The organism is Ramlibacter sp. WS9, from assembly GCF_003797765.1.
Taxonomy (GTDB): domain Bacteria; phylum Pseudomonadota; class Gammaproteobacteria; order Burkholderiales; family Burkholderiaceae_C; genus Ramlibacter.
Genome location: NZ_RKMB01000017.1, coordinates 39,668 through 54,134, shown reverse-complemented (window position 1 = coordinate 54,134; position 14,467 = coordinate 39,668). Strand labels below are relative to the sequence as shown.

Here is a 14,467-nt window from a genome sequence, read left to right as displayed (position 1 = left end):
GGAATGTCTCTACCCCGATAAGGGAGGCTTATGACGCGGCGTGATGCTCGCCAGCGAGCAGGCTGTGCGGCAGACCCGTCACGAGCTCGAGCAGGATTTCCTTCACGGCCTGCGCCGGTTCTGACAGCGGCAGGTGGTCCGACTGGCACAGCGCCAATGGCGCTTCTATCACCGGCTCGATGATGCGGCATTGCCAAGCGTCGCAGGACGCGACCACTTCGGCTGCCATCGACGCCGGAAGGATGGTGGCACCGAGCCCATCGGCGATCACTGCCTTGAGCGTGCTGGCGGATTCGATCTCGCCGACGACCCGCGGCACCATGCCGGCGGCGGCGAAAGCTTCGTCCACCATCCGGCGCACCACGTTGTAAGGACGCGCCAGATACAGGTCCATCTCGCCCAGCATGCGCAGCGGCACCTGGTCGGGCGGGGACGGCATGCTGTTGGGGCCGACCACGAAGAGCGGCTCTTTAAGCAACGGCAGGAACGACAGGCCATGGACCGAAATCTTGCCGCCGTAGAGCACGGCCAGATCCATGCGACCGTTCATGATCAATTCCGACAGCGTGGTGCCGTAGGTTTCGTTCAGGTAGAGCAGGATGCCGGGATGGCGAGCCCGCACCGTGCGTATCAAAGGCAAGGCCAGTGCCGCCGCGGCGGTGCCCGGCGCCAGGCCGACCGACACCGCGCCTGACAACCCCCGCCCGGCCGCCTCCATGTCGACGCGTGCCTGCTCGCATTGGCGAAGGATCAGCTGGGCATGGCGGTAGAGCACCTTGCCGGCCTCCGTGGGCGTGACGCCGCGCTTGGTTCGCACCAGCAGCTGCTGGCGCACTTCGCCTTCGAGCGTCGCCAGTTGCTGACTCAGGGCCGGCTGGGCAATGTGCAAGAGGTCGGCGGCCTGCGTGAGGCTGCCGACGTCCACGATTTTCACGAAATATTTCAGGCGCCTGAGGTTCATGCGGTCCGGCGGGCGGAGTGATTCCTGATGATGCCACGAACCCCGCGCTATCCATAAGCGTTGCCTATTTGGGCAGACCGAACTCGTCTTGGCGCGCGATGCGAAGGCGTCTTACTGTTACGCCTGTCTCCAAGGCCGCCAAAAGGACCTCCGTGAATCCGTCCCGCATTGCCGAGCGCGTCAGGCGCATCAAGCCATCGCCAAGCACCTCGGCCGCCGACCGCGCCAACGAGCTGCGGCGCCAGGGCAAGTCCATCGTCAACCTCGTCGTCGGCGAGCCGGACTTCGATACGCCGGCCCATATCCGCCGCGCGGCTGCCGAAGCGATGGAGAAAGGCGCCACCCGCTACACGCTGATGGCCGGTACGGTCGAGTTGCGCCAGGCGATCGCCGCCAAGCTCGAGCGCGAGAATGGCCTGGCCTACGCACTCAACGAGATCATCGCCACCAGCGGCGCCAAGAGCGCGATCTACACGGCGCTAGCGATCACGCTGCAGCCGGGCGACGAGGTGATCATTCCCGCGCCGTATTGGGTGTCTTACCCGGACATGGTGCTCGCCAGCGACGGCGTGCCCGTCACGGTGGCCTGCCCCGAAGCCAACGGCTTCAAGATCACCCCCGCGCAGCTGGCGGCGGCGATCACGCCGCGCACGCGCTGGCTGCTGCTCAATTCGCCCAGCAACCCCACCGGTGCGAGCTATACGGTCGCCGAGTACCGCGCCCTCGCCGAAGTGCTGGCCGCGCATCCCGATGTGCTGGTGATGACCGACGACATCTACGAACACATCCGCTTCGACGGCGAGCGCACGCCCCATCTGCTGAACGCCGCGCCCGAGCTGCGCGACCGGACGCTGGCGATCAACGGTGTGTCCAAGACCTACGCGATGACCGGCTGGCGCATCGGCTGGGCCGCCGGCCCGCGCGACCTGGTGCAGGCCATGGACACCCTGCTGTCCCAGTCCGCAGGCAACTGCTGCTCGGTCAGCCAGGCCGCAGCGGCCGCCGCCTTGAACGGCGACCAGGGCTTCGTCGCCGAGAGCCTGGCGGTTTACCGGCAGCGACGCGATGCCACGTTGGCCCGCATCAACGCCATCCCCGGTTTGAGCTGCCTCTGCCCCGACGGCGCCTTCTACCTCTACATCAACTGCGCGGGCCTCATCGGCAAGACGACGCCCGAAGGCAAGGTGCTGGCCGAAGACGGCGACGTGGTGATGTACCTGCTGGAAAGCGTGGGCGTGGCCGTCGTCGCCGGCACTGCTTATGGCCTGTCGCCGTACTTCCGCCTGTCGATCGCGACATCGATCGACATCCTGGAAGAAGGTTGCACCCGCATCGCACGCGCGGTTGCGGCGCTGCACTGATTTTTCATCCGCATACCCGCAGGAAGCCCCATGAGCACCTACAAAGCCATCCGCAAAGTCCCTTCCGCTCCTCAAGCGAACGCCAAGGTCCTCGCCGCGCTGCGCGACATCCCCGTCGCCGCACTCAGCGACAACATGCACCGCAACATCGGGACCGTGGGCCTTCACCCTTACCACCGCCCGGGCAAACAGACGATGGCGGGCACGGCCGTCACGGCGCGCTCGCGCTGCGGCGACAACCTGACCTACCTGCGTGCTCTGGAGTATTGCCGCCCCGGTGACGTGCTGGTAATTGACGCCGGCGGCGACCTCAACAACGCGGGCGTGGGCGGCATCTTGTCGTTCTACGCCGCCCACGTCGGCGTTGCAGGTGTCGTGCTCGATGGGGCGCTGCGTGACGTGGCCGAGATCAGGGAGCGGGACTTCCCCGTGTATGCGCGCGGCGTCACGCATCGCGGCCCGTACAAAGACGGTCCGGGCGAAATCAACGTGCCCATCTGTGTCGGCGGCATGGTGGTGAACCCTGGCGACATCGTTGTCGGCGACCAGGACGGCTTGCTGGCGATCCCGCAGCAAGGCATCGAAGCGCTGATCGAAAAGGCGCTCGCCCACCTTCAGGCCGAGGCGAACACCATCCAGGCCATGAAGGAAGGCCGCTGGGACCGCTCCTTCATCGACGCGCTGGAAGCGCGCTGCAACAACTGAAAGCCATTCCATGCGCCCTGCGATCCTCGTCACCCGCGCGACCTTCCCCGATATCGCCGATCGCCTGCGCCAGCACTTCGACGTCACGGACAACCCAGGTGACACGGTACTGAGCCCCGCGGAGCTGACGGACCGTCTGCAAGGCAAGCAGGGCGTAATGAGCACCGGCAGCGAGCGGATCGACGCCGCGCTGCTCGATGCCTGCCCGCAACTGAAGGCCGTCTGCAACGTCGGCGTCGGCTACAACAACGTCGACGTGGCGGCGTGCACCGCGCGCGGCGTGCTCGTCACCAACACGCCCGACGTGCTGACCGAGACCACCGCCGACTTCGGCTTCGCGCTCATGATGGCGACTGCCCGGCGGATAGCGGAGGCCGAACGATTCGTGCGCCGCGGCGAGTGGACCAAGACGGGCATCTACGATCAGTTCGCGGGCGGCGACGTCTACGGCGCCACCCTCGGCATCCTCGGCATGGGCCGCATCGGCCAGGCCATCGCGCGGCGTGGCGCGGTGGGCTTCGGCATGCGCGTGATCTATCACAACCGCAGCCGCCTGGCGCCCGAGCTGGAGGACGGTTCGCAAGCGGAGTACGTGGACAAGGACACGCTGCTGCGCGAAGCCGACCATCTGGTGCTGGTGCTGCCCTATTCGCCGCAGTCCCACCACGCCATCGGCGCGAACGAGCTGGCAATGATGAAGCCCACCGCCACGCTGACGAACATCGCCCGTGGCGGCATCGTCGACGACGCCGCACTGGCCGCGGCGCTGCGCGCGGGCACCATCGCCGCCGCCGGGCTGGATGTGTTCGAGGGCGAGCCCCGTGTTCACCCGGATCTGCTGGAAGTGCCCAACATCGTCCTCACGCCGCACATCGGCAGCGCATCGGTGCGCACCCGGCGCGCCATGGCGCAACTGACCGCGGACAACCTGGTCGCGGCGCTCGGCCACGGGCCCAATGCCGGCCGCCCGCTGACGCCGGTCAATCCACAGGTGCTTCTCTCATGAACGCCGCCCCGCGTCACAAAGTGCTGGTCATGGGCGTGGCCGGATGCGGCAAGTCGACTGTTGCCGGCATGCTGGCCGCGCAACTGGGCGCAACCTTGATCGAGGGCGACGAGCATCATCCGCGGCTCAGCCAGGAAAAGATGCGGGCCGGCATTGCCCTGCTGGACAGCGATCGCGAGCCGTGGCTGGACAAGCTGGGCGCGCTGCTCGCGCAGGCCCCGGGCAGCGCCGTATTGGCCTGCTCCGCGCTCAAGCGGAGCTATCGCGACCGGCTGCGCGCGGCCGAGCCTGATCTGCGTATCGTCTACCTGGAAATCTCGCTGGCCGAGGCGCACTGCCGCGTGGCGGCCCGCAAGGATCATTTTTTTCCGCCGGGCCTGGTGGTGAGCCAGTTCGCATCGCTCGAGGCGCCTCTTGGTGAGGCCGACGTCCTGCAACTGCCGGCCCACCGGGCTTTGCCGATGCAGGCGGGTACGATCATGGACTGGCTTAGCCGTAGCATCACGGAAATGAATTCGCCCCCACGCTTCGCTGCCCCCCGAGGGGGCTTTTTTGCCTAGGGGCGGCCCGTCGTCAAAAAAAAGGAGTTGTGTGAATCCCGTACTTCAGAAATTCGACCTCACCGGCCGCACGGCCCTCATCACCGGATCGAGTTCCGGCATCGGCCATGCATTGGCCGTCGGGCTTGCCGGCGCGGGTGCGCGCATCGTGCTGAATGGCCGCGATGCGGCCAAGCTGGAACGCGCCGCGGAGAAGCTGCGGGCTGAAGGCGCGAACGTGGTTGCCATGCCATTCGACGTCACCGACGGTGCTGCCGTCACGGCCGCCATCGCGAAGATCGAGGCTGAGATCGGTGCTATCGACATCCTCGTCAACAACGCTGGCATGCAGCGCCGCGCGCCGCTGGAACAGTTCGAGGAAGCGCACTGGCACGAACTGATGAAGACCAACGTCGACAGCGTGTTCCTGGTCGGCCAAGCCGTGGCGCGTCAGATGATCCCACGTGGCCGCGGCAAGATCATCAATATCTGCTCGGTGCAAAGTGAACTCGGCCGCCCCAACATCGCGCCCTATGCGGCCAGCAAAGGCGCCGTGAAGATGCTGACCAAGGGCATGGCGATCGACTGGGGTCCGCACGGCATCCAGGTCAACGGCCTGGGCCCAGGCTACTTCAAGACCGAACTCAACGAGGCGCTGGTGAACAATCCCGAATTCAGCGGCTGGCTCGTCAATCGCACGCCGTCGCGCCGCTGGGGCGACCTGGACGACCTGGTCGGCGCGGCCGTCTTCCTGGCCAGCGAGGCATCGAACTTCGTCAACGGCCACATCCTGTACGTGGATGGCGGCGTGACCGCCACCCTTTAAGAAGACACAAAGCATGGACGCTCTCGTCATCCACGCCGCCCGCGACCTTCGCGTCGAGGACGTGCCCACCCCCGAAGTCCTGGCGCACCAGCTGCGCGTGAAGGTTCGCTTCGGCGGCATCTGCGGCTCCGATCTGCACTACTTCCAGGATGGCGGCTTCGGCACCATCCGCGTGAAAGAGCCCATGGTGCTGGGCCATGAAGTGGCGGGCATGATCGAAGAAGTGGGCAGTGCCGTCTCGGGCTTCGCGTCCGGCGAGCGCATCGCCATCAGCCCCAGCCTGCCCTGCGGCATGTGCCGCTACTGCCAGCAGGGCTTGCAAAACCATTGCCTCGACATGCGCTACTTCGGCAGCGCCATGCGCACGCCGCACGTGCAAGGCGCCTTCCGCCGCGAGATCGTGGTGGAGAAGGGGCAAGCGCACAAGCTGGCGGATTCGGTGAGCGACGAAGAAGGCGCAATGGCCGAGCCGCTGGCTGTGGCGCTGCACGCGGTTCGCCGGGCCGGCCCGCTGCTGGGCAAGAACGTGCTGGTCACCGGCTGCGGGCCCATCGGCGCGCTGGTGGTGATCGCGGCGCGGCGCGCCGGCGCCACCAACATCGTCGTCACCGACATCGGCGACTACCCGCTGCGCAGTGCGATGAAGATCGGCGCCGACCAGGCCATCAACGTGGCGCGTCAACCTGAGTTGATGACGCCCTTCGCGGTGGACAAGGGCCAGTTCGACGTGCTGTTCGAAGCCAGCGGCAACGAGCGGGCGCTGCGAGCGGCATTCGACGCGCTGCGTCCTCGCGGCATCATCGTGCAGGTGGGTCTGGGCGGCGAGATGACATTGCCGATCAACGCCATCGTCGCCAAGGAGTTCGACCTGCGCGGCACCTTCCGCTTCCACGAAGAGTTCGCGATGGCGGTGGAGCTGCTGAACAAGGGCCTGGTGGACGTCAAGCCCTTGATATCGGCCACCGTGTCTTACCGTGACGCGGGGCGGGCTTTCGCCCTGGCGGCCGACCGCTCGCAGGCGATGAAGGTGCTGCTGGACTTCGGCTGAAGCTTACTGCACGGCTTGGCCGCCGTGGCCAATGAAGATTTCAGAAACAGGTCTGAACCGCGCTGCTGACCGCGCCGTCGTCTTCGATGACCGGCAACCAACGCCACTTGTCGAACGTCGTACAGGGATGGGAGATGCCCAGCACCACCCGGTCGCCAACTTGCGGCGGCGGCGTCGCGGGATCGAATCGCAGATAGGCGTGCTGGTCGTTCAGCGCGCTGATTTTCCATCCGGCGGGGACGGCATCGGCCTGCCGCGTCCCGCGCGCAGCGTGCCGCAACGGGATCGGCATCTCCAGGTCGTACGAAATGTCGCGCCGACCACACGTCAGCAGTGCCAGGCCCGGCTCGGGCACGGACTGCACCATGGACCACACCTCCAGCGCGGGGCGCAGCGATTCATCCAGGCCTTCGCGCCGCTCGACCTGCTTCAGAAAGCGTGAGTAGTTGCCGTGGTCATGGGTGATGTAGCAACCCGAGCGCAGCACGCCACGCACGGGCTTGGAGAGGCCTTGCATACGCAGCAGCGGTATCACGAGGTCGAACACCGCTGAGCCGCCGGCCGTGATGAGCACTTCGTCGCCCGCGAACAGGCCTTCCGCGTCGCATGCCTTCGCGGCTTCGATGACCCGTCGCACCAGCGCCGTGACTTCCAGCGAATCGTGTTCGCTGTCGCAAGTGGCGACACCGCCTTCATAGCATTCGATGCCGCCCAGCTTCACGGCTGCAGATCGCGAGATGGCCTGTGCAAGCTCGACAGCCTGTTGCAGGGTGCGGCACCCCGTGCGTTGGCCCGGGATGCCCATCTCCAGCAGTACATCGAAACACGGCGCGCTCGGATGCGTTTGTGCCCACTGCTCGATCAGCGTCAACTGCGCCAGCGAATCGACGAGGAACCACACGCGCAGATCGGCGTGCTGCTTCAGCAGCAGCGCCAGCGCGTTGAAGTCCGCATCGCAGACCACCTGGTTGGCGATGACGATGCGGCGGGCTCCCGCATCGATGCCGATGGCCGCCTGGAACATCGTGGCGAAGGTCAAACCCCAGGCTCCCGCGGCCAGCTGCTTGGCAAACAGTTCCGGCGACATGGTTGTCTTGCCATGCGGTGCGAACGAGACACCCTTGCGCGCGGAAAAGTCCTGCATCCATGCCAGGTTGTGATCCAGCGCGCTGCGGCGCAGCACCGCGAGCGGAAGCGGCAAGTCGCCGGCCAGCACGTTCCAGCCCTTGGCGCCGATTTCGCTCGCGCGGCACGGCTGGGCCGACAGTGGATAGCTCTTGCAGCGATGGTCGATCAGAAAATCGGATGACACGGCGGCTCCCGCAGTAAAACATTACAGTCACGGATGCTAGTTCATCCCATTTTCGCGGTCGAGTCATTGATGCGCCCTCTCGCCGCCGTGTTCTTGCATCAACGGAGAAATTCATGTCGTCTGTAGAAATGCTCGGCCAAGCCCCCGTGGCGTCCGACCGGCTGGCCCGGCCCCTGTCCCCTGCCACCCGCGCCGGTGACTTCGTCTTTGTTTCGGGCCAGGTGCCCACGGATGACCAGGGCCAGGTGATCGCGGGCGGCATCGAAGCCCAGACGCGCCAGGTCTTCAAGCGCATCGAGGCGGCACTGGCGCTGGCCGGTTGCACGCTGTCCGACGTGTGCAAGGCGAGCGTGTGGCTCGACGATGCGCGCGACTTCGGCAGCTTCAACCGTGTCTACATGGAGTGCTTCGGTGACCACCGGCCCGCGCGCTCGACCGTGGAAGCGCGGCTGATGATCGATGCCAAGGTCGAGATCGATGTGACTGCCTACAAGCCGCGCGGCTGAGCGCTCGTCCACCGGGGAGTCTTCGGATGGAAAAGATCTTCGATGTTGCGGCGCTGGGCGAGGCGATGGTGGAACTCAACCAGACGCACCCGGGCCAGCCCCAATACCTGCAGGGCTTCGGTGGGGACACCAGCAATGCCGTGATCGCCGCGGCGCGCGCAGGCGTGAAAACCACCTACATCACGCGGCTCGGCGCGGATCGTTTCGGCGATCTGCTGATGGGCCTGTGGCAAGGCGAAGGCGTGGACACATCGAGCATCGAGCGCGACACGCAGGCACCGACGGGCATCTACTTCGTCACGCACGGCGCCACCGGCCACGAGTTCAGCTACCTGCGCGCCGGCTCGGCGGCGAGCCGGATGACGCCGGCATGGTTGCCGCGCGAGCGGGTGGCCCAATCGAAGATACTGCATGTGTCTGGCATCTCGCTGGCCATCTCGGCGACAGCGCGCGAAACCGCTTTTGAGGCGATGGCGCAGGCACGCGAAGCAGGCACACTGGTGTCGTTCGATTCCAACCTGCGCCTCAAGCTCTGGTCGCTGGAAGACGCGCGCGCCGGGATCACCCGTGCCATCGGCCTGTGCGACCTCTTCCTGCCCAGTGTAGACGACGTCAATGTACTTTCGGGCCACAGCGATCCGCAAGCCATCATCGACTGGAGCCATCAACTCGGCGCGAAACAGGTGGTGCTGAAGCTCGGCGCCGACGGCGCACTGGTCAGCGACGGCAAGCGCCGCGAGATGGTCAAGGGCCATCGGGTGGAACTGGTCGATGCCACCGGCGCGGGCGACTGCTTCTGCGGCAACTTGCTCGCGCGCATCGCGCTGGGCGATTCGCTGTTCGATGCGGCGCGCTATGCCAATGCCGCGGCGGCCATTGCGGTGCAAGGTTTCGGCGCGGTCGCGCCGCTGCCGCGCGCGGATCAAGTGAGGGCTTTGCTATGAAACAACTCGTCGCGCTGGATTGGGGAACTTCGTCGCTGCGCGCCGCGCGGCTGGATGCACAAGGCGGCGTGATTGAAGAGCGTTCGCTGCCGCGCGGCATTCTCACCGTGCCGGCCGGCGAGTTTCCCAAGGTGTTTGCAGAGGCTACGGCGCAATGGCCCGCCGACAAGGACACCCTGTTCCTTTTGAGCGGCATGGTCGGCAGCCGCCAGGGCTGGAAAGAAGCGCCCTACTGCCCCTGCCCCGCCGGTTTCGGCGACATCGCGGCCGCCTTGGCATGGGTCGAGCCCGGCCGCATCGCCATCGTCCCCGGTATGTCCTATGAGCAGGAGGGCGTGCCGGACGTGATGCGCGGCGAAGAGACACAAGTGTTCGGCGCGATGCAATTGCTCGGCATCACGAAGGGCCTGTTCGTGCTGCCCGGCACACACAGCAAGTGGGCGCATGTGTCGGACGGCCGGATCAAGAGCTTCTCGACCTTCATGACGGGCGAGTTCTACGCGTTGCTGCGCCAGCATTCGATCCTGTCGCGCACACTGCCGCCGGAAGACGGTGAGATCGACGTCCATGCCTTCGAGCGCGGCGTGCACTACGCCATGCACACCGGCAACCTGATGCACACCGCCTTCAGCGTGCGTGCGCTGGCGCTGTTCGACAAGATGGCGGCGGCGGCCATGCCCAGCTACCTCTCGGGCCTGGTGATCGGTGAGGAATTGCGTTCGCAGCACCTGAGCCGCATCGCCGACCCGATCGTGATCGTGGCGGGGCCAGGGCTTTCGAAGCGGTATGAGCTGGCGATGCAACTGCTGGATATTCCGGCGAAAGCGGTGGGGGCGGAGGCGACTTGGCGGGGGTTGTGGGGGATTGCGAAGGGTTTGGAGGCTGCGTAGCTCATTGCGGACTCGATCTGCCATCCATCCCAGGCTGTCATTGCGGACTTGATCCGCAATCCATCTTTGCGCGCCTAGGCCGTGGGCGAGATTGGGGCGGCAGGGCACTCTGCGCAGCGAATGATCGAGTAGGGACCCGCATCACTGCGGGCCCCTCTCACAGAACCGTACTTGTGCTGTTCACATACGGCTCTTCGGAACTGCGGGTTCTAAACCCCGCAGCTGACCTTTCGATCTCGACTATCCCCAGGCCAGAGCATATGGCTCCGGTTCGAGGGCGTGCTGCCGTGCGGGGTGTGCCCAGTACCGTTGCGACAGCGTCGTGAGCCCGCGTTCCTCCCACAGGGAGTTCTTCAGTGCTCTGTCGACTGCCGGCGTGTGGCTCAAGGCCCAGATGGAGCGACGCCCCGACTGGACTGTTCGCCACGCGGTTCTGCGCCCCACTCCGCACTTGATCAGTTTCCTGGCGATGCTTCGTCTGCTTTTCCAGTGCTTGAGCTCGATAGCCCTTAGCCGTCTTCGGATGTGCGCATCCCACCTTTGCAGCGCTGGCTCGATTTGCACCGTGCAGATGCCAAAGAACCCTATCCACCCCGTCACGTAGACGTTGATCGCCTTCACGCAGGCCTTCAGTGAGTTCCCCCACGGTCGGGGAGTCAGCTCGCGCAGCTTGTCGTCCATGCGATCTTTCGTTCGCTGCGACAGCCCCACTCGCACGCTCCCGTCCAGTGGCTCCCACCGAAGGCTGAAGCCCAGGAAGTGGCGTTCTTCTGGCCGCGCCACGGCACTCTTGCCGGGGTTCACCTTCAGGCGCAACCGCCCTTCTATGAACCGGCTCACACTGGCCATGACGCGCTGCCCGGCGCGTTCGCTTCGCACATAGATGTTGGCGTCATCCGCGTACCGCACGAAGCTCAGGCCCCGTGCGTGCAGCTCCCAATCGAGTTCGTCCAGCACGATGTTGCTCAGCAGCGGGCTGAGCGGGCCGCCTTGCGGCACCCCCTCATCGTTGCCCACCACCAAGCCGTCCGGCATCACAACTCGCGCCTTGAGCATCCGGCTTATGAGCCGCAACAGCCTCTTGTCCTGGACCCGCAACGCGAGCCTTGACATCAGCCGCTGGTGGTTGACTGCGTTGAAGAAATTCTCCAGGTCGATGTCCACCACCCAGTCGCGCCCCTGTGCCAGGTGCTCCAGCGCTTGCCGTATTGCCGTGTGACAGCTTCGCCCGGCTCGAAACCCATGGCTGCCCGGATGGAAGGTCGGCTCGTACAGCGGCTCCAATACCTGCCGCACCGCCTCCTGCACCACCCGGTCGATCACGTTGGGAATGCCCAGCCCCCGCTGGCCTCCTCCTGCCTTGGGTATCCATACTCGCCGGATGTCTCCGGGCTCGTACTTGCCCTGCAGCAGGTCTTGGCGCAGCACGGGCAGCAACACCGGCAGGTGCTGGCGCACCTGTTCGATGCTTTGCCCGTCCGGACCACCGGCACCCTTGTTCGCCGCCACTGCCTCAAACGCGCTTTCCAACCGCCCTGTCACCTCTTGCAGCATCGCTGCCTCTGCACTCTCTCGTTTGTCCTTTGACACTGGCGGCTCGCACGCTCGCGCCGTCCTTGGCTGGACAGCCCTTGCGCCGTTGCCGGGAGCTCTTGCCTCCCCTTCGGCTGACTCAAATGACAACTCAAGTTGCATCGACATTCTTTCGACCGCGACCGCCTTCGCTCCCCCTCATGGGCTGCGCCAGTTCGGGTTTGGACCGGCTTTCACCGGCCTTGCGCTACTACACAGTCGTCTGACTTCTGCTGGGCCACTGGCCCCTCGTTCTTGCGTCCTAAGGGTTAGCGCTGGAAACTTGCGCTTCCAGCGCAGCCCAGCAGATCTCTCTGGGTAAGACTCACGCAAACTTCGATCCCCTGTCGTCGCCACTACGCATGCGGCCAGCGGCAAATATCGGATTTCGCCCCTGGGAGCGGGCTCATCCGCCGCACACGCCTTACGGCGTTTCACTCTCGTTCGACAGGTGTTCGCACCTACGGCTTCTACCGCACACCCCCTCGCGGGCCTTCCAGCGTTTGGCATCCCTCTGGCCGAGCCGTGGTACCCCACAGCAGCGCACTTGCCTCCTCGGTGTTGAGTTCCCTTTGCCAGGGCCTCAGGTTTGGACTTTCACCTCCTGTTTGCTGGTCATGCCAGACACACTCCCCCGGCCCGGGAGGGGCCTCCTCCTTTACTTCGCCGCGCAGAGCGCCCTACCACCCCAATCCAGCAAAGGTTGATGTGCACAGTCACCACACGAGCCGGGCTATAGTGACCAACATTGCTGGTGATAGGGAGGAGACCCAACGTGGCAACGTCAAAGACTGAAACTGCAGGCGGCAAGGGGCCTACGCCGCCCGTGTTCAAGCTTGCGCAAGGAGTTCCCCCTTACTTCCGGCCGGACTACCCGAAGTTGGGCGACGGGCTATTCTGGAAATGCCAGACTAGACGGCTGGCTGCATTGCGTTAGGCGCTAGCAAGAACTCGCCATGCCCAAAAGAACCCGACGTCCTGGCCGTTCTCTTGAGGTGCTCATATCGACAATCGAACGTGCGCTTGGAGTCGGCTCGAACATTAGCGTCCAATCGCCGGCGCATCTCTCAGACCGCATTACGGGTGAGCCACGTGAGCACGACGTCCTACTTACGATCCAAGGTAGCCATCACACATTGACAATCGCTTTCGAGTGCCGTGACCGATCAAGGAAGGTCACCGTGAATGACGTGGAGTCCTTCTGGACCAAGTGCCTAGACACAGGTGTGAGCCAAGGTGTCATGGTATCGCCAAGGGGATTCACAAAGGCCGCACTGGCCAAATCAGCGCACCGGAGCATTCGCTGTCTTCGTGTCGTCGAGGCGCAAGCTTTCAATTGGCTGTTGGCTCGGGGAATGCGAATGCGAATTCGGCGACCGAAGCACACCAATTGGACTTTCTATCCTGAAGTGCTGCTGAATCCAGCGCCAACTGACTTCGGCATCCAGACCGAAGATGGAAGGGATCTGAAATCGAATGCGTTTGCCCCCTCCGTCCAGGAGGCGTTCACGAATCTCACTCGACAAGAGCATCAGGCACCGGGTGACCATTTGCACCGTTTCACTTTCGGCACACCTGGGCTGTTCTTGCTTGATCGAACTACAGGGATTCGCCACAGGATTGGGCACGCGGAGGCGGTGGTCCACTATGAAGTTCTGGACAAGTTCGAACCGTTCAAACTAGCAAGCTACACGAACGACACGCCTGGAGGTCTCATCACCGAGGCGGCAATTGCTGAAATGGACCTGGGCTCCGTGAAGGGGAAATTCGTCATCGTGTACAAGGAAGGCGAAGGTGGGCAAGTTGTCTTCGTCACAGAACCGAAAATCCGCGAGGCTTAACTTGTCAATCGACACGGACCCACAACAGCAGGCTGCGGCTTCGCCGCTCATGTTGGTGGTCCGGTCATCTTCACGTTTAGCCCTCAGGAGGAAGCACATAATGAGCACGTATGTCCAAGAAGTCATCGTTACGGTTACCGACGGCAGTCGATTCACCGTCTACATCTCGAGCGCCCAAGGCAGTACGCAATTCGAACTGGAAGTCTTCTGGCGGGAGCCGCAGTTCGCACTCAGTAGAGTCGACGTGCCAATTGTTCACGCATCTGCGGAAGTCGCATTCAATGAGGCGATCGTCGCAGTCAAGTCATATTTGTCGAAGGTGGCAGCGAACGTGCTCACCATTGATAGTCCCTGCAACGATCCGTTCGTGAAGAAGCCCGTCCAGGCCGCAGTCCTCGGGCGGAATGGCATTTCAGTCTCGCCAACAGTCAACGGCAGCTAGCCGGCCTAGGAAAATACCCCTATGACTCTCAACGAATTCATCGCACAGTTGCTGCAACTTCGAGCCGCGCATGGAGGCGACTTGCAGGTCTGGGTGGTAGAGCGCAGTCCAGTCGGCCCCCGTGCGTACGTCGGAGACATGCACCCGTCTGATTTCCGGTCGCTACCGGAGAAGGTTGTGTACATCGAGTAGCCATCGCGAGGCGCCGCCGTGCAACTGAGGGCTAACAAGCTAGTCGCCGGTCACACGCACGTTGAGGTTGTGCAAAAACTAAAACGAAGGCAATGACATCGATGCGCCAAGAAATTCGACCTCTCAGAACGGCCTACAAGCGACGATCGTGCACCTTGGAAGGGGCCAAGGACCCCGGAAATCGACCGTGTTGTCCCGAAGCCAACCTTTTTGCACAACCTCTTTAGGAGACTGGAATCAAAAGGCTCTCGCTAGCCGTTTTAAGCCTAAGTTGGGCGTCGGTTGCACATGCCCATGGAGGACCGACTCTTGTCATGGTCCT

The 14,467-nt window shown here is 64.3% G+C and carries 15 protein-coding genes; 12 read left to right on the top strand and 3 right to left on the bottom strand.

What is annotated here, in order from left to right:
* Positions 1-28: 28 nt before the first annotated feature.
* Positions 29-961 carry a nitrogen assimilation transcriptional regulator NAC gene (gene nac, locus EEB15_RS22305; protein WP_141512148.1) on the bottom strand — a complete coding sequence of 311 codons (933 nt, stop codon included), beginning with the start codon at positions 959-961 and terminating at the stop codon, positions 29-31.
* Positions 962-1,113: 152 nt separating this feature from the next.
* Here nac and EEB15_RS22300 point away from each other — a divergent pair, with 152 nt between their 5' ends.
* From EEB15_RS22300 to EEB15_RS22275, 6 genes are read left to right on the top strand one after another with little or no spacing between them, the layout of a single operon-like run.
* The gene (locus EEB15_RS22300; RefSeq protein WP_141512147.1) at positions 1,114-2,322 is read left to right on the top strand and encodes an aspartate transaminase; all 1,209 of its coding nucleotides are present in this window, start codon (positions 1,114-1,116) and stop codon (positions 2,320-2,322) included.
* A 30-nt stretch (positions 2,323-2,352) separates the two neighbouring features.
* A complete protein-coding gene (locus EEB15_RS22295) occupies positions 2,353-3,027 on the top strand; it encodes an RraA family protein (protein WP_141512146.1) in 675 nt (224 codons plus the stop codon).
* A gap of 10 nt (positions 3,028-3,037) precedes the next feature.
* Positions 3,038-4,033, top strand: a complete 996-nt coding sequence (locus EEB15_RS22290; protein ID WP_141512145.1) for a D-glycerate dehydrogenase — start codon at positions 3,038-3,040, stop codon at positions 4,031-4,033.
* Positions 4,030-4,593: a gluconokinase gene (locus EEB15_RS22285; protein WP_233259580.1), complete on the top strand. Its 564-nt coding sequence runs from the start codon at positions 4,030-4,032 to the stop codon at positions 4,591-4,593. Before EEB15_RS22290 ends, EEB15_RS22285 begins: the two co-directional genes overlap by 4 nt.
* A 31-nt stretch (positions 4,594-4,624) precedes the next feature.
* Entirely contained in the window at positions 4,625-5,398 is a 774-nt protein-coding gene (locus EEB15_RS22280; protein WP_141512144.1) for a glucose 1-dehydrogenase, read from the top strand.
* A gap of 13 nt (positions 5,399-5,411) precedes the next feature.
* Positions 5,412-6,446, top strand: a complete 1,035-nt coding sequence (locus tag EEB15_RS22275) for an L-idonate 5-dehydrogenase (RefSeq protein WP_141512143.1) — start codon at positions 5,412-5,414, stop codon at positions 6,444-6,446.
* Between the two features lie 40 nt (positions 6,447-6,486).
* On the opposite strand, the gene EEB15_RS22270 is transcribed toward EEB15_RS22275, so the two are convergent.
* Positions 6,487-7,758, bottom strand: a complete 1,272-nt coding sequence (locus EEB15_RS22270) for an amino acid deaminase (RefSeq protein ID WP_141512142.1) — start codon at positions 7,756-7,758, stop codon at positions 6,487-6,489.
* A gap of 113 nt (positions 7,759-7,871) precedes the next feature.
* Here EEB15_RS22270 and EEB15_RS22265 point away from each other — a divergent pair, with 113 nt between their 5' ends.
* Genes EEB15_RS22265 through EEB15_RS22255 form a run of 3 tightly spaced genes read left to right on the top strand, consistent with a single transcriptional unit; the run spans position 7,872 to position 10,098 of the window.
* A complete protein-coding gene (locus tag EEB15_RS22265; protein WP_141512141.1) occupies positions 7,872-8,264 on the top strand; it encodes a RidA family protein in 393 nt (130 codons plus the stop codon).
* Positions 8,265-8,290: 26 nt separating this feature from the next.
* Positions 8,291-9,208 carry a sugar kinase gene (locus EEB15_RS22260; RefSeq protein ID WP_141512140.1) on the top strand — a complete coding sequence of 306 codons (918 nt, stop codon included), beginning with the start codon at positions 8,291-8,293 and terminating at the stop codon, positions 9,206-9,208.
* Positions 9,205-10,098 carry a 2-dehydro-3-deoxygalactonokinase gene (locus EEB15_RS22255; protein WP_141512139.1) on the top strand — a complete coding sequence of 298 codons (894 nt, stop codon included), beginning with the start codon at positions 9,205-9,207 and terminating at the stop codon, positions 10,096-10,098. The genes EEB15_RS22260 and EEB15_RS22255 overlap by 4 nt, the downstream gene beginning before the upstream one ends.
* 240 nt (positions 10,099-10,338) lie before the next feature.
* Here EEB15_RS22255 and ltrA read toward each other — a convergent pair whose 3' ends face one another.
* Complete coding sequence (ltrA, locus tag EEB15_RS22250) at positions 10,339-11,652, bottom strand: group II intron reverse transcriptase/maturase (RefSeq protein WP_199236597.1); 1,314 nt, start codon at positions 11,650-11,652, stop codon at positions 10,339-10,341.
* Positions 11,653-12,626: 974 nt separating this feature from the next.
* Between ltrA and EEB15_RS22245 the strand changes: the two genes are divergently transcribed.
* The 3 genes from EEB15_RS22245 to EEB15_RS33770 all read left to right on the top strand — a co-directional run bounded on the left by EEB15_RS22245 (position 12,627) and on the right by EEB15_RS33770 (position 14,145).
* Positions 12,627-13,511: a restriction endonuclease gene (locus tag EEB15_RS22245; protein ID WP_141512137.1), complete on the top strand. Its 885-nt coding sequence runs from the start codon at positions 12,627-12,629 to the stop codon at positions 13,509-13,511.
* 100 nt (positions 13,512-13,611) lie between these two features.
* Positions 13,612-13,953: a hypothetical protein gene (locus tag EEB15_RS22240; protein ID WP_141512136.1), complete on the top strand. Its 342-nt coding sequence runs from the start codon at positions 13,612-13,614 to the stop codon at positions 13,951-13,953.
* 21 nt (positions 13,954-13,974) lie between these two features.
* Positions 13,975-14,145: a hypothetical protein gene (locus tag EEB15_RS33770; protein WP_158290195.1), complete on the top strand. Its 171-nt coding sequence runs from the start codon at positions 13,975-13,977 to the stop codon at positions 14,143-14,145.
* The last annotated feature ends 322 nt before the right edge of the window (positions 14,146-14,467 follow it).